The following is a 26,518-nucleotide window of genomic DNA, read 5'->3' on the forward strand; positions in this document are numbered from 1 at the left end:
AGCACTTTACGAATCCGGGTTGAACTTTCGAAAGTTTAGGTCTAGTTTCGAATTCAGCCCCACGGGCCCACCAGCCGCACGAGGAGTCATTGATGCCCACGAACACCCTTCGACGTCCGACCGTCCTCCGTGGCGGGACGGTCCTCACCATGGATTCCGGCCGCACTGTGCTGGAAGGGCACGACGTGCTTGTGGTCGACGGCCGGATCGCCGCTATCGGTGTTGGCCTCGTCGTTCCTGACGGCACCGACGAGATCGACGCCCGCGGTGGCGTGGTGATGCCCGGGATGGTCGACACCCACCGGCACATGTGGCAGACCACGACCCGCGGCTACGGCGCGGACTGGACCCTCACCCAGTACTTCGTGTGGTACTACCTGAACTGGGGCACGAAGTTCCGGCCCGAGGACATCCACGCCGGCAACGTCCTCGGCGCGCTGGAGGCGCTCGACGCCGGGGTCACCACCAGCGTGGACTGGTCGCACGGGCTGCAGACCATCGACCACGCCGACGCCGCGGTCGACGCGCTCGCCTCGGTACCGGGGAAGTTCGTGCTGGCCTACGGCAACATCCAGGACGCACCCGCGAACTGGACCGGCACACCCGAGTTCCGCACGTTCTTCGACCGCCGGTCCGGCGACCTCGAAGGCTTCCAGATCGCCTTCGACGTCACCGGCGACCCGAGCTTCCCCGAACAGCCCGCGTTCGAGGTCGCCCGAGACCTCGACCTGGCGGTGACCACCCACGCCGGAATCCGGGGCGCATCAGGCGACGACGCCCTGCGACTGATCCACGAGCACGGCTACAGCGAGGCCAGGACCGTGTACGTGCACGCCTCCACGTTCTCCGCGGACTCCTACGCCCGCATCGCGGCGACCGGCGGATCGGTATCAGTGGCCACCGAAAGCGAGCAGAACGCCGGACAAGGCTATCCCGCGACCGCCGCACTGCGCGCCCACGGCATCCCGATCTCGCTGTCACAAGACAGCTGCGTACTCGGCAGCAGCGACCTGTTCTCCGCCATGCGCTCGACACTCGGCGCCGACCGCGCCTACGAGCACCTGCAAGCACACGCCCGCGACGAAACCGTCACCCACGTCTCCCTGCACGCCGACCAGGTCGTCGAATGGGCCACCCGAGGAGGAGCACGAGCACTCGGACGGGACAGCGAGATCGGCAGCATCGAGGTCGGCAAAAAAGCGGACCTCGTACTCGTCCGCAACGACAACTCGCCGGCGATGACACCGATACTGCACCCGCACGGACACATCGTCATGCAGGCTCAGCGCGCCGACGTCGACACAGTCCTGGTCGACGGCCGGATCGTGAAGCGCGACCACCGCCTGGTCGGCGTCGACCTGGCCAGCGCCCGCCGCGCAGTCAACGCCACCGTCGACCACCTGCGCGCCGAACTCGGCGAGCAAGCCTGGCGCGACGGCATGAACCCCGAAATCCCCGACACCAAAGTCCTCGACAACCCCTACACCTACACCGACTACCGGCCAGCAGCCACCCACGGGTAACCCTGCCGAATGTCCGACCGAATCCCGGAAAGGAAAAACAATGAAACTGGCCAATGTGGACGGTCGCGCGGTGCTGCTGACCGCCGACGACACCGGAATCGACGTCGAAACGGCGTCGGGCGGCAAGTTCGGCCCCGATCTCGCCTCCGTCTACGAGGACTGGGACGGGTTCCGGGCCTGGGCGGAGCAGCCGCCCGCTGAACCCGACGTCGTCTTCACCCGCGCGCAGCTCGGCTCGCCCTCACCCGCCCCGCGGCAGATCGTCGCGATCGGCCTGAACTACGACGCCCACGCCGCCGAGTCCGGCTTCGCCGCACCGGACGGACTTCCCCCGACGTTCACCAAGTTCGTCTCCTCGCTGACCGGCCCCGACGCGGAAGTCGTGCTGCCCGCCGACGGGAACGTGGACTGGGAGGTGGAACTCGTCGCCGTCATCGGCCGGACCGCCACCCGGGTCGCGGAATCCGACGCGTGGGACCACGTCGCCGGGGTGACGATCGGGCAGGACCTGTCCGAACGCGTCGCGCAACTGGCCGGTCCCGCCCCGCAGTTCAGCCTGGGCAAGTCGTTCCCGAACTTCGCACCGGTCGGGCCCTGGCTGGTCACACCGGACGAGCTGGCGGACCGGGACGACCTGGCGCTCGGCTGCGCGGTCGACGGCGAGACCATGCAGGACGGCCGCACCGGGCAGCTGATCTTCCCGGTCGCCAGGCTGATTTCCGCGCTGTCGCGGACCATCACCCTGTACCCGGGCGACCTCCTCTTCACCGGAACCCCGGCCGGCGTGGGCATGGGCCGCACACCGCAACGGTTCCTGCGGGCCGGCGAGCACCTCGTCAGCCGGATCGAAGGCATCGGTGAGATGCACCAGACATTCGTTGCCGCACAGGAGAACTGACATGAGCATGCACCGCCTCACCCGGGTCACGATGGGTGTCCCGAACGTCGCGGAAACCATCGCCTACTACGCCGATTTCGGGCTCACCCACCTCGGTGACGGGGCCTTCACCACCCGCGAAGGCGGCGAGCAGCTGCGTGTCCGGCACGCCGCATCCCGTCGGTTGCTCGAACTCGGAGTGGGCGTCGACGACCTCGACGACCTCGCGCGGACCGCGTCACGGCTGAACGACCTCGGCGTGGCCGGTGGCGCGGACGGCACCGCGGTCACCGCGATCGAGCCGGTTTCCGGGTTCACCGTCCGCGTCGAGATCGCGCCGAGAATCGTGCAGCAGCCCGTCCCGGCCACCCCCTACAACGGGCCCGGCCGCATCGAGCGGTTCGGCCGCGCGCCCGGAGTGCTGCGCGAGGACCCGATCCGGCCCAAGAAACTCGGCCACTGCGTGGTGGGCACGACCGACCTCGACGCCACCATGCGGTTCTTCACCGAGGGACTCGGCTTCAAGGTCAGCGACTACATCGGGGACAAAGGCGCCTTCATGCGCTGCTCGGTCGATCACCACAACGTGCTGGCGCTCGCGGCACCGGTGAACTTCCTGCACCACACGTCCTGGCAGGTCGACGACATCGACGACGTCGGACGAGGCGCGGCGGCGATGCTGGCCGGCAACCCCGACCGCCACGTCTGGGGCCTCGGCAGGCACCACGCGGGATCCAACTTCTTCTGGTACCTCAAGGATCCGGCGGGAAACTTCAGCGAGTACTACGCCGACATGGACTGCATCCCCGAGGACGAGATCTGGACCCCGGAAGTCTTCGAAGGCGCCCAGGGACTGTTCAGCTGGGGCCCGCCCCCACCGCCGTCGTTCCTGGAACCCGACGACCTCGCCGCGCTCATGACCGGACAACACGCACCCTCCCGGTGACCACGGCCGGCCGCTTTTCCCAGTCCCACCATCGAAACAAGGAGAGATCATGACAACCGCCCTGTACGCGCCCCAGATCCCGGACAACCTGAACATCCGGTTCGTCGAAAACCGCATCGTCATCAACCGCCCGGCACAGGACGTGTACGACTGGGTGACCACCTGGTCGAACCTGCCGAAATGGCTGCCGATGGCCATCGGCACCGAGGTGCAACGCGGCAAGGAGGATGTCCCCGCCGAACTGGGCGACGTACTACTCGAAACCATCCAGCCGGAACTGAACGAAAAGCCGAAGCTCTACACCGTGGTCGCACGCGTCCCCGGCAAACTGTGGACGGTAGTCGGCCGGGACGTGCTCGACGACGGCACCCTGGCCCCGGCGATGCACGCCATCGCCACCTTCACCACCTTCGACCTCGGCGACGGGACAACCCTGTTCTGCCGCCTGTTCGAACGACTGATCCCGGACACCGAACCCGCCGGCCCGCACCCGGTCGAAGACCCGGCACGCATCCAGCCCGGCCTGGAACTGATCAAGGCACACCTCGAAGGCACAGCCGGATAACCGCGCCTACTGGCCGGCTTGCGCCTGTCCGTACCTTCATCCGGAGGCGATGGCCGAGGAGATCCAGCAGCTCGACGCCATCCCGGTGACCGATGACGATCACCGGGACGACAAGCTCGTGTTCCTGCTTGATCATCCGGTTCCCGCCGGCTCCAGGGTTCTCGCGACCGTCACGACCGCGCAAGAGGCAACTACCGCGCAGGGAAGACCGAGGGCGACGCGCTCATCGTGCCGGGCTCCAGGGCAGCCGACCTCGGTCCGCCCGTGCGCGGGCCTTTCTTCAGGAGACGAAAGTGACTGATCAATCACACGCAATAGCCGGGTCGCTCACCTCGAATCACCGGCGCGCGGGCCGCCAGGGGCTCGCGCTCGCCGCGCTGGCCGCGGCCCAGTTCATGGTCGTGCTGGATTCGTCGATCGTGAACGTCGCGCTGCCGTCCATCCGCGCCGGTCTCGGCCTCGGTCCGGCCGAGCTGTCCTGGGTGGTGGACGGCTACCTCGTCGCGTTCGGCGGTTTGCTGTTGCTGGGCGGTCGGCTCGCCGACGTGTTCCGTCGCCGCCGGGTGTTCGTCGCGGGTCTCGCCGTATTCGTGGCGGCGTCGGCCTCATGTGCGCTCGCTCCGACCGGGCCGGTCCTGATCGGCGCGCGGCTGGCGCAGGGAGCCGGCGGGGCGGTCATGGCGCCGGCGGCGCTGTCCATCGTGATGGCCTTGTTTCCCGACGGCGCCGGGCGCGCCAGGGCGATGGGCATCTGGGGCGGGGTGTCCGGTGCGGGCGGCATCGCGGGTGTCCTGCTCGGTGGCGTGCTGAGCCAGACCCTGGGCTGGCCGTGGATCTTCCTGATCAACGCACCGATGGGACTGCTGGTCGCCGCGGTGGTGCTGTGGACGGTGCGCCCGTTCCCGGCCGCGGGTGGCACGTTCGACGTCGGCGGCGCGGCCACCGTCACGCTCGCCATGGCGAGCATCGCCTACGGCCTGGTCAGCGGTGCGCAGGCCGGTTGGACGGCCGGCGTCACCCTCGGCGCGCTCGTCCTCGGTGTGATCGCGTTGGCCGCTTTCGTCTCCGTCGAGCGGCGCGTCGCCCGGCCGCTGGTGCCGCTACGGGTGTTCACCCGCGCTCCGCTGGTCACGGCCAACGCGATCATGACACTGCTCGGCGCCGTCAGCGTCGGCATGTTCTACTTCCTGCCCCAGTACCAGCAGATCGTGCTGGGCATGAGCCCGTTAGCGACCAGCGTCGCCCAGGTGCCGATCGCGGCGGCGATCACCGCCGGCGGGCTGCTGGCGCCGAGGATCGCCGCGGTCGTGGGCTCCCGCACCGCGCTCGCCGGCGGCCTCGTGTCCTTGACCGTCGGGCTCGCGTGGCTGGCACTGGGGCCCGGCCCCGCCTATGCCGCGCTGGTGGGGCCGTTCCTGTTGATCGGCGCGGGAATCGGGGTCGGTCTCGTGTACGTCACCACCCTCGCGGTAGCCGACTCCGCTCCGGGCGAAGCCGGACTCGTCAGCGGCCTGGTCAACACCACGCGCCAGATGGGCGGTGCGCTCGGTCTGGCGACACTGGTCGCCGTCGCGACCGGCACCGGTCCCGTTCCGCACTTCGCCGCCGCCTTCGCCACCGCGGCCGGACTCGCCGGCCTGGCGTTGCTGCTGTCGTGGGCACCAGCCCTTCGCAAGCACTGAAACCGTTGCCGTAAAAGGAGATCATCATGACGACCAAGCCCTACCTGACCGGGCACTACACCCCTGTCCCGGACGAGACCACCGCGGTCGATCTGCCAGTCACCGGCGCACTGCCGCCGGAACTGAACGGCGAATACCTCCGCAACGGCCACAACCCGAAGCCCGGCATCACCCCCAGCCACTGGTTCAAGGGTTCCGGCATGCTGCACGGCGTCCGCCTGGAGAACGGGCGCGCCCAGTGGTACCGCAACCGCTGGGTCAAAACCCCGGCTCTCGACGGTGCACCGCTCGTGCGCGAAGACGGCAGCATCGATCTCACCGCCAGCGTCGCGGGCACCCACATCGTCGAGCACGGCGGCCGGCTCCTCGCACTCCAAGAAGCCAACCTGCCCTACGAGGTCACGCCCGAACTCGACACTGTCGGCCCGTTCGACTTCCACGGCAAGCTCACCTCGGCGATGACCGCGCACCCGAAGCACGACCCGGCGACGGGCGAGTTGCACTTCTTCAGCTATTCGCCGTTCCCGCCGCACCTGACCTACTACGTCGCCTCGCCCGAGGGCCACATCACTCGCAGCCAGGTGGTCGACGGCAGCGGCCCGAGCCTGATGCACGACTTCGCCATCACCGCGACCAAAGCCGTGTTCCTCGACCTGCCAGTCGTTTTCGACCCCGAGGAGACCTCGGGCATCCCCTACCGCTGGCATGACGACTACCCGGCCCGCATCGGCGTCCTCGACCGCGTCGGTGCGCCGCACGTGACCTGGATCCCGGTCAGCCAGCGCGCCCTGCTGCACGTCACCAACGCCTACGACACGCCGGACGGCAAGATCGTGCTCGAAGGACCCGCCTACGACCAGGCGTCCTGGGCGACCTCGTGGAAGTGGTGGATCGGCGCGCCCGGCTACCCGACCACCCCGGTCACCGGGGCGATCGCGACCCGGTGGCTGCTGGACCCGGCGACCGGGACCGCGACCGAACAGCAACTCGACGACCTGGTGACGGACTTCCCCAGCATCAACGACGACCGCACCGGCCTGCCCTCCGCGATCAGCTACTCGGTCGCCTTCCCAGGATCGGGGCTCGACGAATTCGCCATCGTCAAACTGAACACGACCACCGGCGAGCGGCACCTGCACCGGCCGGGGCCCGACCGGCATGCCGGGGAAGCCGTCTTCGTCCCCGCCGCAGGCGCCACCGGCGAGGACGACGGCTACCTGCTGACGATCGTCAGCGACCTGCGCGCCAACGCGTCCCAGCTACTCGTCCTCGACGCACACGACCTGAGCACCACCGCCACGGTCGACCTGCCCCGGCGCGTGCCCAGTGGAATCCACGGCTCATGGATCCCGGACACGCACCTCACCTCGTGATCACCACACCGACGCACCCAGGACCGGCACCGGGTGGCCGAGACGCGGATCTCGCACCGGGCCGGGCCGGTGCCCCGGACTCTCGGTCACCGGCTCACCCCGAGCGCTCGGGCGGCAGATCGCGATGATCAAGGCTGACCCGGGCAAACACTCAACGCGGTCGAGGAAATGCTGCGGCACTTCACGATCATCAGAAAAACCATGAACCAGGCCCGTAGACCGTCCACAGCGGACAGATCGCGAGACCTCGAGTAGCACACGTCCTGGGTGACACCCTCGGCGTCGGCCACACTGCCCACCAGCCGGGTAGACGACCCGAAGACCGGTCTGATGGAGCAAGGCAAGAGCGATCAGCTGCGTCATCACCGCCATCCATGACACCATCACCAGAAACCCCTGGCTACCGGCAAACACCACAACAATGGCCTGAACAGTTGCCAGCGTGACGGGACAGCTCCGCGAAACGCCGCACGCGACTCGAAGCGGCGTGCGGCGTTCGTTCCCTGTGCCGAAGCGGCGCTCAGCTCGCCGCCGGTTGGTTGTGCACGGTGATGTTCGCGAAGTTCCGGTCGAGCACCGCGTTCGCCGGGGCGGCTACCAAGACCTTGTAGGCCGTGTCCGCCGGGGGCGGGCTGGTCGTTCCGGCGGCCACCGGGACGACCACGGTGGCGCTGGTCCGCCCCGGCGGGATCTCCACGCGCCACGCCGCGGCGGCGATCTGCGCTCCGGCCAGTGTCTGCACGTTCGCTACCACCGGGACCCGGCTCGGCCGAGACAGCGTGAGCCGAACCGCCGCGGTCGTGGCGGTCGTGCCGACGTCGACCGTCGTGTCCTCGATCGAGATCCGGGGCAGCGCGCTCGGACCGCCTGCGCCCGCCGCCGCGGTCTGGAACGCCAGATCGGACAGGAACACCCCGCCGGACGGCGTCGCGGTCGACAGCACCACGCTCCGGAGATCGTGCACGTCGACCTGCGTCAGGTCCGACATCGGCCAGCGCACCGATTCCAGCCAAGTCTTGGGCAGGCGGGTGCCGGCACCGGGCAGCGGGGTCATCGCCCCGGACAGCGCGGACAGTGTCGTCGACTGCGACCGGCCGGCCCCGTCGGTCACGGTGAGCTTCAGGTCGGCGGACGGGCTGGTGTCATCGATCGCGGCCCGGATCGTCAGCGCCGCGTAACGCGAAACGTCGTGCTCCGCCACGGCGGCCGTCATCGCTCCCGCTCCGGTCCAGCTCAGGTGCAGCATCGGGGACGCCGTCACGTTGCTCGCGAGACTGGCCGGCGCGAACGACGGGAACTTGCCGATAAGGGCGGACTCCGTACACGAGGGCAGGCCACTCTGCGGCGATCGGCCGGCCATGCTTGCGCAGTACGCACCCGTCACCGAGCCGGCAAACTGCACGTCGCGTGCCCGCCCCTGCAGCGGTGCCACGTCGAGCCGACCAGAAGCGGGCGATTGGCTCTCCTGCAGGACTGTGGCGGCGCCGACGGTGACGGCGCTGCCGCTGTTTCCGGCGAACATCGGCAGGAACGCATTTTCCCGGCCGAGCACCAGCCGGAAGAAGCCGGCGATGTAGGACGCGCCGACCTGGTGCTGCTGGGCGGCGGTGAGGCGGATCGTGGTCGGTGCATCGAGACCGCACGTGGGGTCGTTCTCGTCTTGCCAGTCGTCGCCCTCCGGTGCCGCCGCGTCCCCTGGTGTCCACTGGGTGTTGAAGAAGTTGTGATCCGCGCCCATCACCAACAGCGAGGCCCGCAGGACGTTGTCCGGGCCGGCGTAGCGAGTGTCCTCGTAGTAGTGCTGGCCCTCCTGGTCGAACACGTCACCGTCGCAATACGGCAGCACCACGGCCATCGGCACGTCCGGCAGCGTTTCCCGGTCGAAGTCGGTCGGTGCGAGCGGCAGCACAGCCCTGATGCCGTAGGGATGCGGCAGCGCCGCGTTCAGCAGCGCCGCCTTCACCACACCCGCACCGCCACGCGAATGCCCCATCAGGCCGACGTTGTCCAGGGCGAGTTTGTCCCGCAGCGACGGGCTCAAGCCGGGTGCGCGGCCGCCGTTCGCCTTGGCCAGCAGGTCCAGGTGGTCGAGCACGAGCTGACCGCGGGCCAACGTGCCGAAGTCGTCGCTGTCCTGGTTGTCTTGCGCGTTGACGCCGTTGGCACTGATCGACACCACGACATAGCCGTGGCTCGCCAGCACTTCGGCAGCCTGGTCGAAGCCGTGGTAACTGGGGATCGGGGCGAACCCGGCCAGGCACGGCCAGTGCGCCTCGTCCACGTTGCCAGTGCTCGCGTCATAGCAGGGCGTGTAGCGACCGTGCAGGAAGATCGCGACAGGTCGCTTGCCGGGCGCGTCCGGCACCCACACGGCGGCCCGTTCCTCTACGGCCTTGCCGCGCAGCCCCGGCAACGTCAGGGCGGCGTCACCGAGGTTGTAGTCGGCGCGGGTGCTGTGGTACTGACCGGCGGTTGTCGGGTCGGGCGTCGGCTTGCCGGGTGCCGGCATCATGCTGCGCTGCGTGGTCGGTGGCGCGCTGCCGCCGACAGCGCCGCTCCACGCCAGCTGCACAGTGCTCGGGTGGGCGGCAGCGGGGTCAGCGGTGACGACGGTCAGCGTCCTGCGGTCCGGCGATTCGTGTGCCACGCCGACCGATTTGCCGTTCACCGCGATCTCCGGTGCCGCGGCACGGGTATCGAGCTGCCGGGGAAGGCGCAGGGTGACCTGGTAGCCGGCACCTGCCCGTACCACCGACCACGAGGTGCCGTCCGGCTCGGACGGAGACGCGGCTGCCGGTGTCGTGCTCACCATCGTGACGGCTGCTGCCGCGGCGACGGCGGCCTGCAGTGATCTCACCCATCGGTGCATTCGTCCTCCATATCGAGTTGTTCTCGTTCGGTGCGGAGAAGGCCACACCACGCCCGTGACGGGCGGGCTCAGAGGCTCCTCAAGTTCAGAAGCCACAGGGCGTTCCCGTCGCCGTCCGTGCGGCTTCCCGTCCCGGCCGATCGGAGAAGCCGGTGTGCACCAGGAAGTCACGCCGGACTGCGGCAAGTTCTTCACCTGATCATCTTGATGTGGCCCCTCGGCACACCATGTCCGAGAGAACTGTCTGCCCGACGATCCCCTTTTCAGGCACGAAAGTCCTTTCGTCTGCTCGCTGCGCGACCGTTTGGTGTCGAAACCAAAATCGCGGAAGCGGGGAACTGGAGCCACGACGACATGCCGGGGTGCATGCGTCAAGTTCAGGTAGTGCGCAACTGACGAACCTCCTCGGCAGCATCGGGGTTCGCCGGGCCGGGCTCCGGAATCGAGGTGAACGAGTCATCGATGCCCGGCTCGACGTGGCGGTGATTCGGCCAGTCGTGCCGGGCGATTTCCGTCGCCGTGTCGGATCGCCGAGGCGCCGCTCCCACAGTCGGCCTTTCTGGCCCGTGGGCAGGCGCGTGCGCCGTGACGGCGTGACCAGCGGCATAAATGCTGGTAGATCGCCGTCTTGCCAGCTGACACCACAGCCTCGATCAGACGCCCCGCAGAACGGTGAGGGCGAGGGTTCTCGCGGTCGACACCGCCGAGCCACAAAGCTATGCCTCAAGCCGGGGCAAATATCGGCACTGAAAAGTGGGCACAGTGGTCGAGCAGCCCGATACCAGTGAGCACTGTCGCTTGCACCCTGCTCATCACTTTGAGCTTCTCTTAATTCCAGCGGAGGGTTCAGCGGTTAACGCCCGGATTCAGGCCAAGGTCGGTCGCCGGGACGTCTCCGATGACAAGCTGTTCCAGGAGTGCCTCAGCTCCAATCTGCCGTCACCAGGGAAGCCGCGCCTGAGGGTTCCGGGTGATCAAGCGGACCAGACCGTGCAAAGCCGCCAACGGGGCGCTCTTGATGACGCAGGGGTGCGTGTGGTTCATCCGCAACCCGGCTGCGCACCTGGCGGCACATGACTCGGGGGAAGTAGACGAGCAGGAAGCATTCGAGCAGTTGACCACGCTGAGCATGGTGGCGCGCATGCTGGACGAATGCCTTGTAATGATGCCGGAGGTGACCCCAAATGAAGGTTAATGACATTCGCTATGGCTTGGACCTCGACGACCTCGAAGCGCCGGTGGCATACCGCGGCACCGCCACCTCCGACAGTGTCACTCGACCCAGGCTTTCGGCCTGGACAGACATCCGCACATCGGCAATAGCGGACGTTTGGTTGCCGTCGTGATGGTCGGCCTGCGAGGCGGGCCTGGAGCATCCGCGCGATGACGGCATCAGCCGTAGTGCCGAGTCTTCCCGACCGGGACGCACCTGATCGCCGGCCGCCGGGCCAGGTCCCACCCGGCGCTCGCGGCGGGAGTGGTCTGGGCGCTCGCGGCGCGTTGCGACGACGGCAGACCATGTCACTTGCGGCGTCCTGTAGGCGAGGCCACCGCCATGGGCCGCAAGCTGGGCTTTTTGTGGGCATTGTGTTTCACTCACTGCATGCCCACAAAAAGCCCAGCCGAGGATGAGGTGGTCGCCGCGATTGGGCGGCTGTTGCGCCGCGGGCTGCCGGTCACCCCGGCGACCGCGGATCCGGTGTTGCTCGAGTTGCGCGGGATCGGGGCGCGGGCGGTGGATCCCGCCGACGAGGCCAGCCGCATGGCGGCGCTGGACGGCACGTTGCGCGGCCTGCTCGCCCGGTTTCCGGACACCCGTTACGCCCCGGCGGCGCGGGTGCTGTTCGGGCTGCCCCCGGCCGCGCCCGGGCAGAACCTGACGGTCCGCCGTGAGCTGGCCGCCGGTCAGGCCGGGCACGAGGTGCACCACTTCCGCAAACGGGTCGAGCCCAGGCTGGTCGAGCAGGTCGCCTGGGAGCTGCTGGCGGATGCCGATCGGTTCACCCGCTCTCCGCTGATCGCGCCCAGGCTGGCGCCGGTGACCGAGCGGCAGCCGGTGCAGGCGGACCCGTTCGTGTGGGAGGTCGCCGAGCAGGAGGAGCACCTGTCCCGGTTGTGGTCGGCGATCTACGCCGCCCGCGCCGAGCTGCTGGGCCTCGAACGGGTGATCAGTCTGGCCGGCGACCGGATCGATATCGGTCACCAGGCGGTGACCGCGGCGTGGCGGTGGGCCTGCGCCCGCGCCGAGGCGATCGGCTACACCACCGCGTTCGCGCCCGACCTGGCGCTGAACGACGTGGTCGCGCTCGCGGGCTGGACTCCGGCGCTGACCGAGGCGCAGGCCTCGCGGCTGACCGAGGCCGCCGGCGGCGGCGCCGGCCGTGAGCAGTTCGTGCACGCCCTGCACGGCGAGACTGGCCTGGGCAACGCCTGGACCGAGGGCTTCGCAGCCCGCACCCCATGCCCCGGAAATACCCTTGAGAAGAACGGACCGATGTTGTGACCAGCACCAATCCAGCCCTGGCCGCCGCGTTGGAGGCCGTCGCGGCCGGTGAGCCCCGCCGCTACGTCATCACCGGTGGTCCCTCGTCCGGCAAGGACGACCTGGTCGAGGCGGTGCATGCCGCCGGAATCCCGTGCATGGAAGAGGAACCGGGTCGCGAGATCTACCGCAAGCACCGCGAGCGCCTGGGCCGGCACCTGCTGCGCGAGGACCGGCGCGCGTATTCGCTGGAAGTCCTGGAGGCGTTCATCACCGAGTACACCGCCCACCGGCACGGAATCCGGTTCTACAACCGGGGCATCCCCGACGGCTACGGCTGGGAGGGTTTCTTCGGCCTGAAGCCGACCACCGAACTGGAGGACGCCACCGCGCGGTACCGCTACGACGCGGTTTTCGTGCTCGATCCGCTGGACACCTTCGAGGATCCCGACGACATCGTGTGGGCCAAGGAGCGGGAGATCCGCCGGGTGCACGAGCTGATCGTGCAGGGCTACTACGACGCCGGCTACGAGCCGGTGTTCGTCGCCCCCGACGCCGCCGCGGCGCGGCTGGATTTCATCTGCGCCAACCTGCGCCTGCCCAAACCCAGCCGGGGCGTGTGAACACCGTGTCCCGCAACGGGAAGTCCTCACTGCTGATCTCGCCGAACAGCGTGCTGGCCAACGCGCTGCTGCGCACGATCGACATCCTCCGCCCGCGGGTGCTTGCCGCCCGGCCGGTGCGGATCGAGTTCGTGGTCGGTACCCAGATCAACGGCGCCCCGCACCTCGGGACGAACCTGGTGCAGGCCGCGGCGTTCCTGCTCGCCAAGACCGCGCGGCGGGAGTTCTCGATCGACACCACCGTCCGCTTCGGCGCGCTGGACAACGCCCCGCACGACGTCGTGCTGGACCCCGAGACCCACCACGCGTTCCAGCAGACCTATGTCCACGCCCTGGGCAAGGACGGCATCGGCGAGCTGATCGAGCGCTACTACCGTGCGTTCTTCGACTCGCTCTCGGAGGCCACCGACACCGACTACGCGGTCGAGACCTACACCGACCAGCAGGCCAGCCCCGGCTTCCGGGCTGAGTTCCTCCGCACCCTGGAACGGCTGGAGGACATCCGCTGGTGGATGGCCCCCAGCCACGGCGTCGTCCACGTCCGCATCCCCTGCCCGGAGTGCGGGTGGGCGGAGAAACGTGGCGACCGCACCAAGCTCGCGCACCTGGACGAGGACGGCGCCACCTTCACTGCGGCCTCCTTCGACCACGGCCCCTACGAGGCGCACATCGACCCCGAGGACGACGCTCCCTACCTGGATCTCGCGACGCTGTACCGGAACCTGGTCAAGGAGCGTGCGTTCGGCCGCGACGAGCGCACGCTGCACGTGATGATGAAGGGCGGCGACTGGACCTTCGGCTGCCAGCTCGTCGACGGCGCCCTCGGCGTCCTGGACACCCCGCCGGCGCACATGCCGAGCCGGATCTTCACCCCGCAGGTGCTCGCCCCGACCGGGGCGAAACTGTCCAAGTCGCTGCTGCGCGAACGCGGCATCGACGCGCTCCCGGCCGACGTCGAGCCGTGGATGCTCGACACCACCGCCTGGCCCGGCAGCGTCGACGACTACGTCGACGCGCTGGTCTGGCTGGTCGGCGAGCTGCTGACCGATCCGAAGCACTTCTTCCGCTCGTTCACCGTCAAGGAACTGGGCCGCCTGATGACCGCACGCCCCACCGGTACCGTCGTGCGCGCCCACGAGATGGGCATCTACAAGCGCTACTTCGACCTGATCGCCACCGGCCGCAAGACCACCGAGATCCGGGTCAACGACTCCAGCCGCCGCAAGATCAAGGCCGGATCGCTGATCCGGTTCCGCTGCCAGGGTGACCAGGTCCTCACCCGCGTCACCACGGTCAACCGGTACGCCGGCTTCGAGGAGATGTTCGACCACCAGGACGTCGCCGCGGTCAACCCGACCGCCACCCGCGCCGAGCAGCTGGCCAACATCCGCCAGATCTACCCGCCCGAACGCGAAGCCCTCGGCGTCGTCGCCATCGGCATCGAACTGGTCGACCCGCCCCGGCCCGCCTGACCCTGCGACGGCAGGTCCCCGGCGGCTCGGGCCGAGACTCGCCGGCGTCACCTTGGTGGACGCGCTCTCGCACGGTTGCCGAGGTTACCTGGCCTCGGCCTTGTTGCGATCCTCGCTGGCCGCGGACGGCCAGCGCTGCGGCTCTGCTGGGAAACGAGCATGACCACGGAACCGAGTTGCGATCCTCGCTCGCCGGACGGCGCGGGTGTGCTCTCGGTCGGTGGCGACCTTGGTGCCGCTGGCGTTCGGTGTCATTGAGTGTGTCTTGCGGCCCCCGGTGCGACGTGCCGCCGCGATGAAGGGGGCGAGTCCGTCGCGCAGGCGCGCTGCGTTGCCGTCGGACAGGTCGATCTCGTAGGTGACCCCGTCCAACGCGAACGGAACGGTCTGCGCGGCATCACTTCCGTCGATATCGTCGACCAAGTCGACTCGGACTTTCTGCGCTATGGATATCATCCACCCTTTCTTTTGTTCTCCGAACATAATTCCCCTGCGGGAAACAATTCACAGTAGCTCCGGTCGATCAATACTCTCGACGCGGGTCGCCAAGGTGTCCGGGCTGCAGGGGGAAACTGAGTCTTCGTCAGCCGCGCCGCGGCGGCGGGAGTCGGCGCGAGACGCAGGACAGCGCGTGCTTCGAGGCTGGCCAGATTGGTCACGGTGCTCTTGGCGAACGGCTAGGAAACCGGGGTAGTACTCGCGCAGCACCGCCCGCAATTCCTGGACGGCCTGGGTGCGCCGCCACGGTCCGGACGAGGTTGCTGTCGGCGGTAACGGCCGGTGGACGTGGGCGTCGTCCGCAGGACGTTCGCCGGCGTCGTGGCGTCGTGGCGTCGATGTGGTCGGACTTCTTGCGCGCAACGGAGTGGCGCTCGAGGTAGCGGGCCATCGCCATCGGGTTGATCGCGTAGAACCGGCGACCGGTCTGGCGCAATGCTGCCACGAGCAGGCCGGGGGGAGTTTCGATCGCGACGGGGATCGGGTCGGCGTTGTCGCCGGCGAACGTGAGTGGGGCCTGCCGCGCGTTGTCCGCGGCAGGCCCCACTCACGTCTCCAGGGCTGTGGCCCAGGCGCTCCCTACGCGGGGACCTGGGTGAAGCCGAACTCGCGCAGCACGCGCCCGTTCTGCGCGTCGTGCCACGCGGGCCCGATGAACTCGAGCGCGTCGGCGGGCAGCTGCTCCGGGTCGGCCCAGGCGAGTTCGGTGCATTTGTGCGGTTCGCGGATCTCCGGGGTGCCGTTCCAGGAGCGGGTGGTGAAGAAGATGTCGACCCGCGGTTCCTGGGAGTTGCGGAACATCGTGCCGCCCGGTCGCAGGTCGGCCGGGTCCAGGACGACGCCCAGTTCTTCGGCGACTTCGCGGACCGCGCACGCGGTCGGGGTCTCGCCCAAATCGACGTGTCCTGCCGGGAGCCCGAGCTGCCCGTCGGCGTAGCCGCTGCCGGCCCGGCGCATGAGCAAGATTTTTCCTTGCTGGACAAGGAAGACGTGCACGGCGAGGGGGTAGCGGTCGTGCTTGGTGTCGAACACGTACTGCGGGGCGGCCATGGGTCTCCTCAGCGGGCGGTCGCGGGTGCGGTGGCGAGGGCTTGCGGCTGGACGGAGCGTGATCCGTCGACATACACGGTAATGCCCTTGCAGCCCAGCTCGAACGCGGTGGCGTACGTGTCGTACACGTCAGTCGGGGACGCCGTGCCGGGCAGGTTGACCGTCTTGGACACGGCCTCGTCCACGCAGGCCTGCACGGCGGCGGCCATCGCGAGGTGCCCGGACGGGCTGATCTGCGTCGCGGTCGCCAGCACGCCCCGCAGCCGCTCGGGCAGCGTCGGATCGGCCGGGAGCCGGCCGTGCGTGGCCACGAACCCGAGCACGTCGGTCCGGCCGGCGGCCGTGAGCGCGGCGACGACGTCGGCCCGCTGGTGGCCGGGCAGGTCGTCGGAGAGCCGGAACAGCGGCTCGATCCCGGTCGAGGCGTGCACGACCGGCGCCGAGCGGCCGGTCGGCGGCACCGCGATCGTGGAGGAGTTACGCAGCAAGCCGGTGGTGGCGATGTCATCGGCGAGGGCGGCCCAGTCGCCGCGGGTCACGCTGTCGACCTCCAGCGAGGCGAAGCGGCGCAGGAACGCCGGGTCGGCGTAGCGGGACCGGCCGCCGGCCACGGGGGGCAGCCGCCGCGGGTGCGGGCGAGCTCGACGGAGGCGAGTTTGGAGGTGTAGTTGACCAGCGCCAGCACCTCCTGAGCCAGCCGCCGTCCCTCGACGCTGTCGTACGGATGCCCGGCGGCGAGCAGCAGGTCCGCCAGCCCGCACACCCCGACACCGATCTTGCGTTTGACGCCCATGACCTGCGCCGACAGCGGCGATGGGTAGTGGGCGAGGCTGGCCTCGATCGCGTCGTCCAGCGCCCGCACCAGCGTGCGGGTGGTGGATGCGAGCGCGTCGAGGTCAACCGGGACGAGGGCGTCGCCGGTGTGGAAGCGGCCGAGGTTGAGGTACCCGAACTGGCAGGTCTCCCCGGCGACCAGGCCGACCTCCGCACACGGTGCGGTCGAGACGTAGGCGCCGGCCTCCGGGGTCGGGTTGGCCTCGTTCATCCGGTCGGCGAACAGCAGCCCCGGATCCGCGCAGACGTGCGCGGCCTGCGCCGCGGCGGTCAGCAGGTTCCGCTCCCGGCCGGGCCCGCCGAGTGCGGCCCGCATCTGCGCGTCGGTGACGTGCAGCGAGATGTTGAATTTCCAGTGCTCGCCGCGGGCGTCGGCGCCGACCTTGCAGCCGATGAACTCCCCGGCGGCCGGGTGGTCGAGCGACAGGATGGCCATGTTCCCGACCGGCCGGTCCTCGCCGCCGGACGCGGCACCGGTGACGGCGACGTCGTTGAGGTAGCGCAGCACCCCGACCGGGTCGTCCAGCTCATCGAGGGAGAACCCGGTGCCCATCCCGGCCCGGTGGTAGCCGTCCACGATCGTCTTCACCGCGGCGAGGTCTCCGCGCAGGTCCACCGGCGGGACCGCGCACGCGGCCAGCGGCCGGTCGAAGTACCGGCCGGCGTTGGTCATGATCGGGGTGGAGAACACGATCCGTTCCGTGTCCAGGGCCCAGCCGAGCCGTTCGCTGAACGCCTCGGCGCCGGCCGGGTCGAAGCGGGCGTCGGCGTGCTCCAGCGTGGCGACGATGCGGGTCACCATGTCCTGCGCGGTCTCGTGCTCGGAGATCATCCGGCCGGAGCGCAGATAGGCCTCCAGGTGTGGGCTGGTGGGGAATGTCGAGCGATACACGATGGTTCCTCGTCTCCCGTGAGCTGCAGGGCTGGCGCCGGTGGGCGCCGGGAGATCTGAGAACACCGCGACCCGCGGGTGGGCAACTAGGCTGAGGGGCGACTCACGGTGCGTTCACGCACACTCACGGTCCCTAGCTGGCGGAGGCGGCGATGACGACGGGCACGACCAGCACCACCGGCACCGGCGGGCCGGATGCCGAGGCGAACGTGTTCGCCGTCGAGCTCGAACGCTGGCGCGACGTGCGCGGCTTTTCCCGCGCCGCGCTGGCCAAGGCGATGGGCTACGACCGCTCCTACGTCTCGAAGGTGCTCTCCGGCGCCGAACGGCCGTCGGAGGCGTTCGCCGGGCACGCCGAGGCCGCGCTGCGCGCCGGCGGCGCCCTGCATACCGCGTTCCGCGACTTCGAGGCCCACCGCCCCGCCAAGCTCCGCCCGGTGGCGCCGCCGGTCGCCGACCTGGCCGTGGGGACGGGCAGCCTGGTCGTCGACCACGACGACGCGACCCTGCGCTACGAGGACGGGGTCTACCGGCTCACCCAGCGCCGCCACCTGGTCAACCGGGGCACCGAGCCGATCAGCCGCTACCTGATCCGCATCTCCGTCGACCGCTACCCGGGCGATCCGGAGCGCTCGAACCAGCTCTACAGCGAGAACCCGCTCGCCTGGGATGAGATCGACCTGCGCGCCTGGCACGGCCGCGCCCGCGCGAACCCGATGGACTGGACCGCCCACCACGACCGCGACGCCTTCAAGGAAGTCTGGCTGCTCTTCGCTGGTGAGCACGGGCACTTTCCCTTGTATCCCGGCGAATCCTGCTGGATCGAGTACGAGTACACCGTGAGCGAGGTGCACTGGGGCAACTGGTTCCAGCGCGCTGTCCGGCTCCCGACCCGCACCCTGTCGGTGTGCCTGGACTTCCCCGCCGACCTGTCGGCCGCGGTGTGGGGGCTGCACACCTCGATGACCGCGCAGGCCATGCCGTTCGCCACCGCCATCGGCCGCGACGACACCGGCGACCGGCACGTCTTCTCCTGGTCCTGCGAAGACCCGCCGCTGCACGCCCGCTACCGGCTCGAATGGGACTTCCGCGGCCGTGCCGCCGCCCCGGACGGTCCGCCCCCGGCGCCGAGCACGGTGATGGCCTCGCTCGGCGTCGTGCAGGACACCGACCCGGCACTGCGCCACGTCGCCCGCCGGTTCGACCTCCCGGCCGAGGCCGAGGACGCCCGCAGGGTGGTGACCGAGCTGAACTCGGCGTGCGAGCGGGTCGCCCAGGCCCACACGTTCGGCAAGGGCATGGGCATCGCCGCCCCGCAGATCGGCATCGACCGCGCGGCCGCGATCGTGCGGACCCCGGACGGCGAAGCGATCACCCTGTTCAACCCGGCCATCATCGAGTCCGCCGGCGACGTCGACGAACAGTACGAAGGCTGCCTGTCCTTCTTCGACGTCCGCGGCCAGGTCCCGCGCGCCCACGTGATCCACGTCGAGCACACGACCATCGACGGCCAGACGAAGATCACCGTGTTCGAGCGCGGCGTCGCCCGCCTCGTCGCCCACGAGGTCGACCACTTGCACGGAATGCTCTACACCGACCGGATGCGCGACGGCGTCGACCCGATCCCGGTCGAGCAGTACCGCGGCACCGGGTCGAGCTGGAAATACTGATGGACAACGCTGGATCGGGCATCCCGGCCAGTGTCGGGGTCGCACGGTCGCGTTGTTACCGGTTGTCTCCGGGTTCGGCGGCGGCAATGCGGCGCAGGGGGCCAAGCCAGGTAGGTAAGCGACCTGCGGCCCCGGCCGCTTCTGCTGAGGTCATGCCCCGGGTGTGTCGCCTCGTCGGCTCCGGTCTGCTTCGCTCATGTCCGCAACTTGTCCGGGTTGCTTCCGCGGTGCGGCCACGACGGCGAATCCTCCGGGCGCTCGCTGTCTCCAGCAACCCCAGGATGGAACGGCAGAAGGCAGGCTCGGCGGCGCTCAGCGTGTCTCCGATTGGGCTCCGTTGCTCGTGAACCCGCCCGATGTCTCCGAACGTCTCCGGGTGACAAGATCGGCAAAAGACGCGGCTGAGCTGCGGATATGTAGTGGGCCGCCAGGGGCTCGAACCCTGGACCCGAGGATTAAAAGTCCTCTGCTCTACCAACTGAGCTAGCGGCCCGTGAGGAGAGTTTAGCGGGAGGTCGTCGGGCGCTGTGCGCCCTGGTGCGCAGTTAATCCTCAGGCACCGTGACCGTCGCGGTTTGTGACGCGTCGTTTGGTGCCGACAGGTCGTCCGTCCGGCCTGGGAACCCGCCTGTGGGTGCCGTTGTGCTGGCACGTCGATGGCACCTGGCGCGGAGCTGAGCCGAGCGTCCGGTGGGATATGGGTACGGCGTGATGCTGGAGCCCATGTTGGTAGCGCAGCCGCGTCATCCACGCACCCGGGTTGCCCGGCACGGTCATTCGTCAACTGGAGCCCACCCGGCGTCCGACGAACATCAACGGAAGCTCACGACCCCGAGGCTCTGGTGCGCAACGCCACGTATCAGGTCCGCACTGGCCTCGACGCGACTCAATGACCCGGCGGCGCCATGGACGCCGACGCCGGTGGACTGAGCCTGATCGCCGGTCACCGGGGGCTGCCGGGATGGGGGATTTGGGCGCGGGTCGGCAGTTCGTCGCGGAGCATGGCGGGAGCCGGGACGGCGGCCCGGGTGGACCGGATCGTGCGCGATGAGCGCGGCAGGATGATTTTCTTCGACGCGAGCAACCTTTGCGGGCTGCTGGAGGCTCTTGAGGGAGTCGGGGCGTGGAAAGGGGAGGGTGTGCGGGAGGCGGACGAGCGGTTCACCGTGTTCGTGGAGCGGCATTACGAGCAGTTGCTGGGTTACGCGGTGGTACTGACCGGTGATCGTGGTGAGGCCGGGGACGTGGTGCACGATGCGTTGCTGAAGCTGGCCAAGCACATCGGCCGGGGCAGCATCGCCGACGAGGCGGCCTACGCGCGTACCACCTTGTTCCGGGTGTTCCTGCGCCGCCGCGGCCGTCGCCGGGAGTTGCTTCTGCCCGACGCCGGAAACCAGACGGCGTCCGGCGTGGACGGTGTGGCGGTGGCCGAGGGGCGCACGGACATGCTGGCCCTGCTGGCCCAGCTGCCGCAGCGGATGCGTGCGGTGCTCGCGGCGCGTTTCTACCTTGACCTGAGCGAGGCGGAGACAGCGCGGCTGCTCGGCTGCAGCGCGGGCACGGTGAAGTCCTCGACGTCACGAGGCCTGGCGAAGCTGCGGCAGCTGTGGGAGAGCGCCACTCCACCGGGCGGGCCGGGCGCGGCCCTGCCCGCGGAAGAGATGCGAGATGGGTCGTTGGTATGGGAGGGAGAACGACGATGATGCCGTCGCAGAAGTTCGAGGACACCGTCCGCCAGGAGCTCGCGGCTACACCATTGCCCGCCACGCAGCCGGACGAGAGTGCTCAGATGGCCCGGGCGGTGCTGGCCACCCGGGCCCGGCGCCGGCGACGCGGTGTGGTGGCGGCCGCTGTCACTGCGGTTGCGGTGGCCGCAGGTGGGTCCGCGGTGATCGGCACCGTGAATGGCTCCGGAGCCCCGGCACAGGTGCAGACGGCGGCGGTGACGCAGTGGCCCGCGCGTGGCCCGCTGTCCGGCGACACGGGGCTCGCGCAGCGGGCACGTCAGGTGTGGTCGCAGGCCGCACCGGACGCCGTGAGTTCCGGCCTGCCCGCCGCGCTGCTCTACGCCGGAGCCACCCCCGCCGGCAGCGCGGTAGCCGAGACCGTCGTCGTGCTGCGTGGACAGGACCACGACGGCGGTACCCGCCTGGCGTTCCTCACCGGCTCTGACCAGCAGCATCTGCAGGTGCGCGCCCAGCTCGAGGTCCCCGACGGGCAGCTCGGCGCCCCGGCCTACGGGTTCGTCGGCACCCAGCCGCGCACCGGCGGCACCACAGCACCGGTGAGCCTGGCGGTCGCGATCACCGCGCCCGGAGTGACGTCGGCCTGGTTCACCACCAGTGCGGTCGACGCCGAGATGAGCGATTCCGTCAGCCGCCCTGCCGACGGATTGCTCACCACCGCGCTGCCCCCGGCCGCAGCCGCCTGGAACACCCGCATCGCCACCGGTGGCCCCAAAAACCCTGCCTTCGGCACCCTGACCGGCACCACCGTCGACCCCGTCACTTCGCCCGGCGTCCTCACCGGCGGCGGCGCCCGCCTGCAGGGCAGCACCGGCGCGGCACGGGGCGACATCGTCACCACCACCGCCGGGTTCGCGGGCGTCGTCACCGCCGTGTCCGCCACCGGCGAAGCCGTGGTGGACGCCGACCTCGCGCAGCTGCCCGTTGCCAGCGGGCTGCGCGTGGTCACCGCGGTCACCGGCCACCCGGTCACCCTCAGCGCCACCGGCGGGCAGGCCACGGTCACCGCCGGCCCGGAGGTGCTGCGCGAGGGCAACCGGATCGTGCTGACCGGGTTCGGCATCTCGGCGGGTGAGGTCAACCTCGGCACGGTGCACCCCGGTCCCGGCGGAACCTGGCTGCTGCAGCGCACCACCCGCCCTGCCGACGGCCCAGCGGCGCTGATCCACCGGTAAACCGCGTACAGCGCCACGAAAGAGGCGGGTGCTGGGTGTGCGCACACCCAGCACCCGCCTCGTCCACACCCGGGCGGCCGCCGCTCAGATCAGCGGCGCGGGCGGGAAAGGCCAGATCAGCCCGTCACACTGCCGTAGCCCGACACAGCGGGCCCGCCGGACACGTGCGTGATGCGGAAGTAGTAGTCCTCGCCGTTGTCCAGCCCAGTGAAGCAGTACTGCTGCACACTGCCGTTCGTGTTCCAGTTGACGGTCGGGCCCTTCTGCAGGAAGTCGTACAGCTCGACCGACATCTTCTCGCCCTGCCCACCGGTGACGGCCGCATTCACGCACGCCCGGCCGTTCGCGGGGAAGAAGTCCCTCGAGTTGAGGCTGTACTGGACGTCGAAGGTGAAGTCGAACGGCAGGTTCACCGCCGCCGGCGCGAACACCTGCTGTGCGCCCGCCGCGTCGCTGTAGTGGTCGGTCGGCGCGCCCGCCACGGTCCCAGGCCCGGCGACCGCGTAGGACGAGACGACCTCACCGGCGTCACCGGGCGGTTGTGCCGTGACAGCCGATGCCGTGCCTGCGAGCGACACCAGCATCGCCGCCGACGCGACCGCAGCACTCATCACCTGTACGCGAGACATTGAGTTCTCCCCACTCTGTTCAACCAGCTCGGGCCTGGGGTTCCAGGCGCCGAGGAAGATCCAGTGAACAGGTCCTTGACCCGGACAAGCAGCCGCCAAGCGCAGGAGAGGGACTTCACGGACATTCAATCCGTCGCCGGTTAACGCTCACCTGCTGTGGCGTGCAAAACGGCAGATTGTCCGGTCCTACGGCGACGCACCTAGCCCGGAAACAGGCAGGTCGGTCCCTACCAGAGCCGCGGCCGACGGATAATTTCTGTCCGGCTATCCGAGCTGGCGCAGGCTCGGCGACCGGCTGATCCAATACGGTAAATCTTGATCAATGCACCCTCGGTTCGGCTGCGTACTGTGTAGGGCCGCCGGGCTGAACTCGAAGCCGGGAACATCACACCCAGGCGCAGGCGCACGCGGAGCCGGTTCGCGAGTTCGGGGGCTTCGCGCCGCGTGTGACTCCGGTCGCCGCGCCCTGCGCGCCGACCCCCTCCGTCGTCAGCCCGACCGCCGAGGCGCCCACCTCGGAATCATCGCTAAGAGAAGATCCAAAGTGGACGCCTCGCGCCGGGAGATCAGCGACGCCGCCGCGGGTACCGGTTACCGGTGTTTCACTCGGCGGCAGTGGGGCAGACGAGTGTCGCGCGGGCGATTGTGTGGCTGCCGATGGTGAAGCCCAGCAGGGCACCGCTGGTTGTCGGGCCGGTGCCTGATGTGGCGATGTCCAGTGCGGTGACCGTCAGGTAGTAGTTGTGCGTGCCGGAGCCTTTCGGTGGTGCGCCGCCGATGTAGCGGAACGCGCCCGCGTCGCCGGCGAGTTGGAATGCGCCGGTGGGCAGGGTGGTGCTGTCGTGGGCGCCGGCGTTCTCCGGCAGGGACGTGGTGGTCGCCGGGATGTCGGCCACCACCCAGTGCCAGAAGCCGCTTCCGGTGGGGGCCTGCGGGTCGTACATCGAGACGACGAAGCTCTTCGTCCGGGCGGGGAAGCCGGACCAGGAAAGCTGCGGAGAGATGTCTTTTCCGCCTGGCGCACCGAAAATGCCGGACAGCTGGGGCGTCGGCAGCGGTCGGTGGTTGCGTACGGTCTGGCTGGTGAGACCGAACGAGGGCACCTTCGGGAGGTACTCGTACGGGTTCGGGCCCCACCAGCTGAGCTGGTCGACGTGGGCTGCCGGCCGGCTGCTCGCGGACGCGACGCCGAGGGAAGCCCCGAGGGTGATGGCGACGGCCGCGATGGTCAAGAGGGTGCGTTTCATGGGGCGACGACTCCTGTCTGGTCAAGGGGGTTGCGGGCGGCCATCTCGTTGAGGAATCCCGTGACCGCCTCGCGGACCGGCGGCGTGCCGTCGACGACGTGACCGCCGGAATGCTCGAGGACGATCGGTGCGGCGAACTGGCCGGCGAGCGTCCGGGAATCGGCGGGCGCCACGATCGGGTCGGATCGGGACATCATGTGCAGTGATGGCAACGAAAAGCTGTCCTTCGCGGCGAAGAGCCCGGCGTGCGCGGGGGAGTCGCTGCGGAATCCGCTCGCCATCATGGCGAATTCGAACGACAGTGGCCGCTCCTGGGTGACGTGCCCGTCCGGAGCACGCAGGCCGACCAGGAGTGCGGCCAGGGCGGCGCCCTGGCTGAACCCGAAAACACCGTCGAAATGCGGCTCTCGCTCGAACAGGTCCACGGCCCAGTCGCGAGTCCGCTCCCAGCCCCGGAAGTTCAGGTGCCACCACCCGAAATCCCCGTGTGCCAGCGATGGCGCGTCCACGTAGACGAACTCGACCGGAACCTCCAGGTCGCGGACCAGGGGCTGCATCTGTCTGTGGAGCGTGTCGGCGCTGCCGTGGTACCCGTGCAGACAGAGCACTCGGATGGTGTGCATGTTCCACTCCAGTTCGGACGGAAATGACCTGAAAACGATCGTGCCCGCGCCAGAACTACAAGTCCAACAAATAGTAAGTCTCATGCCGATAAGCAGGATGCATGGCAATTAGGCCGCGCTCACTGCGGGAAACGCTGCGGCGCGATCGTGGCCTGGTCGGCGATGGCCGTCACGAAGGCGGCGGTGACCGGGTCCGGGCGGACTCGGGTGTACACGCACAGCTCGCGGTTGACCGGCGGGTCGGGCCGGAGCACCAGGCCGTCGAAACCGGGCGGGATGATGTTGCTGGGCACGAGGGTGAGCCCGAGTCCGGCGCGGGCCATGTTGATGGCCGACGGGCCCTGTTCGGTCCGCAGCGAGACCTTGGGCTGGAAACCGGCCGTCGCGCAGGCTTGATCCAGGTAGTCCGACAGGCCGCTGGGCATGGTGAAGTGCACGAACTCGCGGTCGGCGAGGTCGGCGAGCCGCACGCGGGACTGGCCGCCGAGCGCGTCGCCGGCGGGGCCGACCACAACGAACTCCTCGACGCCGATGGGCTGGATCGGCCCCTCCCACTCCAGCGGGACGGGGCCGACCGCGAGGTCGGCCAGCCCGGCGTCCATGGCGGCGATCAGGTCGTGCGTGTGCCGGAACTCGACCAGCTGCGCCCGGATCTCCGGATAGTCGCGGCGCAGGGCGGCCAGGGCGGACGGCAGCACGCCGACGCTGATGGAGAACAACGTGCCGATGTGCAGCTCGCCGGCGACGATGCCGGAGGCGCGCTGGGCCGCGCTGCTGACCCGCTGCGCGTGGGCCAGGCTGGCCCGGGCGTGCGGGAGCACCGTTCGCCCGGCCGGGGTGAGGCGGACCTTCCGGGGCAGGCGTTCCAGCAGCGGGCCGCCCAGCTGACGTTCCAGCGCGAGGATCTGGTGGGACAGGCCCGGCTGGCTGACGTGCAGCACGTCCGCGGCGCGGGTGAACGAGCCCTCGTCGACCACGGTCACGAAGTACTCGAGCTGGCGCAGGGAGATCGTCATGCATGGAACTTATCAAAACCAGATTAGCTACTTGTTGGACACATGAGAAGATTTCCGGGAAGCTCTTGTTCATCGCAACGGCAATGGGCTGGGAGATCCTGTGCGCACAGACGAGTTCATGCCGACGTCGGTGGGCGAAGCGCGCGTGGCCTGGTACCCGGGGCAGGGCAAGCCACGGGCCGTCCTGGCCGTCGGGCACGGGACGGCCACCGGCATCGAGGCCCCGGACCTGCAAGCGCTGGCGAAAACGTTGCCAGCGCAGGGGATCACCGTCGCGCTCGTTGAACAGCCTTATCGCGTGGTGGGTGATCCGAGCCTGTCCGGGCCGACGATTCTCGACGCCGTGTGGCGGGAACTGTGGCCACGGTTCGAATCCGCGCGGCTGCCGGTGATCGCCGGCGGCCGTAGCGCGGGTTCGCAGGTCGCCTGCCGGACGGCCCGGGACCTGAAAGCCCTTGCGGTGCTTGCGCTTTCCTACCCGCTCAACGGTCCCGGCCAGGCCAGGGAGCTACTCGACACCGGTCGGCCGACGCTGATCGTGCAAGGCGGACACGACCCGTTCGGCCGCCCGGCGCAGTTCCCCGCGCTGCCCAGCACCATGGAGCTGGTCGAAATCCCCCAGGCCGACCACGTGTTCCACGTCCCCTACGGCCGGCAGGCCGCGCTCGACCGGCTGACCACCGCGGTCGGCGGCTGGCTGGACCGGCAACTGCCCCCGGCCGCCTGA

Annotated in this window: 24 protein-coding genes and 1 tRNA gene; 15 read left to right on the top strand and 10 right to left on the bottom strand. The window is 69.5% G+C overall.

Annotation, left to right across the window (positions count from 1 at the left end; genetic code table 11):
• Positions 1-92: 92 nt before the first annotated feature.
• Genes OG943_RS38890 through OG943_RS38920 form a run of 7 tightly spaced genes read left to right on the top strand, consistent with a single transcriptional unit; the run spans position 93 to position 6,966 of the window.
• Positions 93-1,523 (top strand): amidohydrolase family protein, encoded by a 1,431-nt coding sequence (locus tag OG943_RS38890; RefSeq protein WP_328605907.1) that lies wholly within the window; start codon positions 93-95, stop codon positions 1,521-1,523.
• A 40-nt stretch (positions 1,524-1,563) separates the two neighbouring features.
• Positions 1,564-2,421: a fumarylacetoacetate hydrolase family protein gene (locus tag OG943_RS38895; protein WP_328605908.1), complete on the top strand. Its 858-nt coding sequence runs from the start codon at positions 1,564-1,566 to the stop codon at positions 2,419-2,421.
• 1 nt (position 2,422) lies between these two features.
• Positions 2,423-3,346: a VOC family protein gene (locus OG943_RS38900; RefSeq protein ID WP_328605909.1), complete on the top strand. Its 924-nt coding sequence runs from the start codon at positions 2,423-2,425 to the stop codon at positions 3,344-3,346.
• A 49-nt stretch (positions 3,347-3,395) separates the two neighbouring features.
• On the top strand, positions 3,396-3,911 hold the full coding sequence (locus OG943_RS38905) for an SRPBCC family protein (RefSeq protein WP_328605910.1): 516 nt from the start codon (positions 3,396-3,398) through the stop codon (positions 3,909-3,911).
• A gap of 49 nt (positions 3,912-3,960) precedes the next feature.
• Positions 3,961-4,212, top strand: coding sequence for a hypothetical protein (locus OG943_RS38910; RefSeq protein WP_328605911.1), 252 nt, complete (start codon positions 3,961-3,963; stop codon positions 4,210-4,212).
• Positions 4,205-5,593 carry an MFS transporter gene (locus tag OG943_RS38915; RefSeq protein ID WP_328605912.1) on the top strand — a complete coding sequence of 463 codons (1,389 nt, stop codon included), beginning with the start codon at positions 4,205-4,207 and terminating at the stop codon, positions 5,591-5,593. Before OG943_RS38910 ends, OG943_RS38915 begins: the two co-directional genes overlap by 8 nt.
• Positions 5,594-5,619: 26 nt before the next feature.
• On the top strand, positions 5,620-6,966 hold the full coding sequence (locus OG943_RS38920) for a carotenoid oxygenase family protein (RefSeq protein ID WP_328605913.1): 1,347 nt from the start codon (positions 5,620-5,622) through the stop codon (positions 6,964-6,966).
• 520 nt (positions 6,967-7,486) lie between these two features.
• Here the strand turns inward: OG943_RS38920 and OG943_RS38925 are convergent.
• Positions 7,487-9,835, bottom strand: coding sequence for a hypothetical protein (locus OG943_RS38925; RefSeq protein WP_328605914.1), 2,349 nt, complete (start codon positions 9,833-9,835; stop codon positions 7,487-7,489).
• Positions 9,836-10,805: 970 nt separating this feature from the next.
• Here OG943_RS38925 and OG943_RS38930 point away from each other — a divergent pair.
• The 4 genes from OG943_RS38930 (at position 10,806) to OG943_RS38945 (ending at position 14,412) form a co-directional block, all read left to right on the top strand.
• Positions 10,806-11,030, top strand: a complete 225-nt coding sequence (locus OG943_RS38930) for a TIGR02391 family protein (protein WP_328605915.1) — start codon at positions 10,806-10,808, stop codon at positions 11,028-11,030.
• A gap of 408 nt (positions 11,031-11,438) precedes the next feature.
• Positions 11,439-12,338 (top strand): hypothetical protein, encoded by a 900-nt coding sequence (locus OG943_RS38935; protein WP_328605916.1) that lies wholly within the window; start codon positions 11,439-11,441, stop codon positions 12,336-12,338.
• Positions 12,335-12,940, top strand: coding sequence for an ATP-binding protein (locus tag OG943_RS38940; RefSeq protein ID WP_328605917.1), 606 nt, complete (start codon positions 12,335-12,337; stop codon positions 12,938-12,940). The genes OG943_RS38935 and OG943_RS38940 overlap by 4 nt, the downstream gene beginning before the upstream one ends.
• A complete protein-coding gene (locus tag OG943_RS38945; protein ID WP_328605918.1) occupies positions 12,937-14,412 on the top strand; it encodes an ASCH domain-containing protein in 1,476 nt (491 codons plus the stop codon). The genes OG943_RS38940 and OG943_RS38945 overlap by 4 nt, the downstream gene beginning before the upstream one ends.
• 84 nt (positions 14,413-14,496) lie before the next feature.
• Here the strand turns inward: OG943_RS38945 and OG943_RS38950 are convergent, their stop codons facing one another.
• The 4 genes from OG943_RS38950 to OG943_RS38965 form a co-directional block, all read right to left on the bottom strand.
• Positions 14,497-14,859 (bottom strand): histone-like nucleoid-structuring protein Lsr2, encoded by a 363-nt coding sequence (locus OG943_RS38950; RefSeq protein ID WP_328612264.1) that lies wholly within the window; start codon positions 14,857-14,859, stop codon positions 14,497-14,499.
• A 630-nt stretch (positions 14,860-15,489) separates the two neighbouring features.
• Positions 15,490-15,960, bottom strand: coding sequence for an NUDIX hydrolase (locus tag OG943_RS38955; RefSeq protein ID WP_328605919.1), 471 nt, complete (start codon positions 15,958-15,960; stop codon positions 15,490-15,492).
• An 8-nt stretch (positions 15,961-15,968) separates the two neighbouring features.
• Positions 15,969-16,571, bottom strand: a complete 603-nt coding sequence (locus OG943_RS38960; protein ID WP_328605920.1) for a hypothetical protein — start codon at positions 16,569-16,571, stop codon at positions 15,969-15,971.
• On the bottom strand, positions 16,496-17,686 hold the full coding sequence (locus OG943_RS38965; RefSeq protein ID WP_328605921.1) for a hypothetical protein: 1,191 nt from the start codon (positions 17,684-17,686) through the stop codon (positions 16,496-16,498). The genes OG943_RS38960 and OG943_RS38965 overlap by 76 nt, the downstream gene beginning before the upstream one ends.
• A gap of 152 nt (positions 17,687-17,838) precedes the next feature.
• Here OG943_RS38965 and OG943_RS38970 point away from each other — a divergent pair, with 152 nt between their 5' ends.
• Positions 17,839-19,356 (top strand): peptide deformylase, encoded by a 1,518-nt coding sequence (locus tag OG943_RS38970; RefSeq protein WP_328605922.1) that lies wholly within the window; start codon positions 17,839-17,841, stop codon positions 19,354-19,356.
• Between the two features lie 420 nt (positions 19,357-19,776).
• Here OG943_RS38970 and OG943_RS38975 read toward each other — a convergent pair.
• Positions 19,777-19,849: transfer RNA gene (locus tag OG943_RS38975), tRNA-Lys, on the bottom strand.
• Positions 19,850-20,261: 412 nt separating this feature from the next.
• Here OG943_RS38975 and OG943_RS38980 point away from each other — a divergent pair.
• Positions 20,262-21,059 (top strand): sigma-70 family RNA polymerase sigma factor, encoded by a 798-nt coding sequence (locus OG943_RS38980; protein WP_328605923.1) that lies wholly within the window; start codon positions 20,262-20,264, stop codon positions 21,057-21,059.
• A complete protein-coding gene (locus tag OG943_RS38985) occupies positions 21,056-22,276 on the top strand; it encodes a hypothetical protein (protein WP_328605924.1) in 1,221 nt (406 codons plus the stop codon). Before OG943_RS38980 ends, OG943_RS38985 begins: the two co-directional genes overlap by 4 nt.
• 116 nt (positions 22,277-22,392) lie before the next feature.
• On the opposite strand, the gene OG943_RS38990 is transcribed toward OG943_RS38985, so the two are convergent.
• From OG943_RS38990 to OG943_RS39005, 4 genes are all read right to left on the bottom strand, one after another.
• Positions 22,393-22,905, bottom strand: a complete 513-nt coding sequence (locus tag OG943_RS38990; protein ID WP_328605925.1) for a hypothetical protein — start codon at positions 22,903-22,905, stop codon at positions 22,393-22,395.
• 602 nt (positions 22,906-23,507) lie between these two features.
• On the bottom strand, positions 23,508-24,152 hold the full coding sequence (locus OG943_RS38995) for a YbhB/YbcL family Raf kinase inhibitor-like protein (protein WP_328605926.1): 645 nt from the start codon (positions 24,150-24,152) through the stop codon (positions 23,508-23,510).
• On the bottom strand, positions 24,149-24,775 hold the full coding sequence (locus tag OG943_RS39000) for a hypothetical protein (protein WP_328605927.1): 627 nt from the start codon (positions 24,773-24,775) through the stop codon (positions 24,149-24,151). Before OG943_RS39000 ends, OG943_RS38995 begins: the two co-directional genes overlap by 4 nt.
• A 119-nt stretch (positions 24,776-24,894) precedes the next feature.
• Entirely contained in the window at positions 24,895-25,791 is an 897-nt protein-coding gene (locus OG943_RS39005) for a LysR family transcriptional regulator (RefSeq protein ID WP_328605928.1), read from the bottom strand.
• Positions 25,792-25,891: 100 nt separating this feature from the next.
• On the opposite strand from OG943_RS39005, the gene OG943_RS39010 reads away from it, so the two are divergent.
• Positions 25,892-26,518, top strand: coding sequence for an alpha/beta hydrolase family protein (locus OG943_RS39010; protein ID WP_328605929.1), 627 nt, complete (start codon positions 25,892-25,894; stop codon positions 26,516-26,518).

It is taken from the genome of Amycolatopsis sp. NBC_00345 (assembly GCF_036116635.1).
In the GTDB taxonomy this organism is placed as follows: Bacteria; Actinomycetota; Actinomycetes; order Mycobacteriales; family Pseudonocardiaceae; genus Amycolatopsis.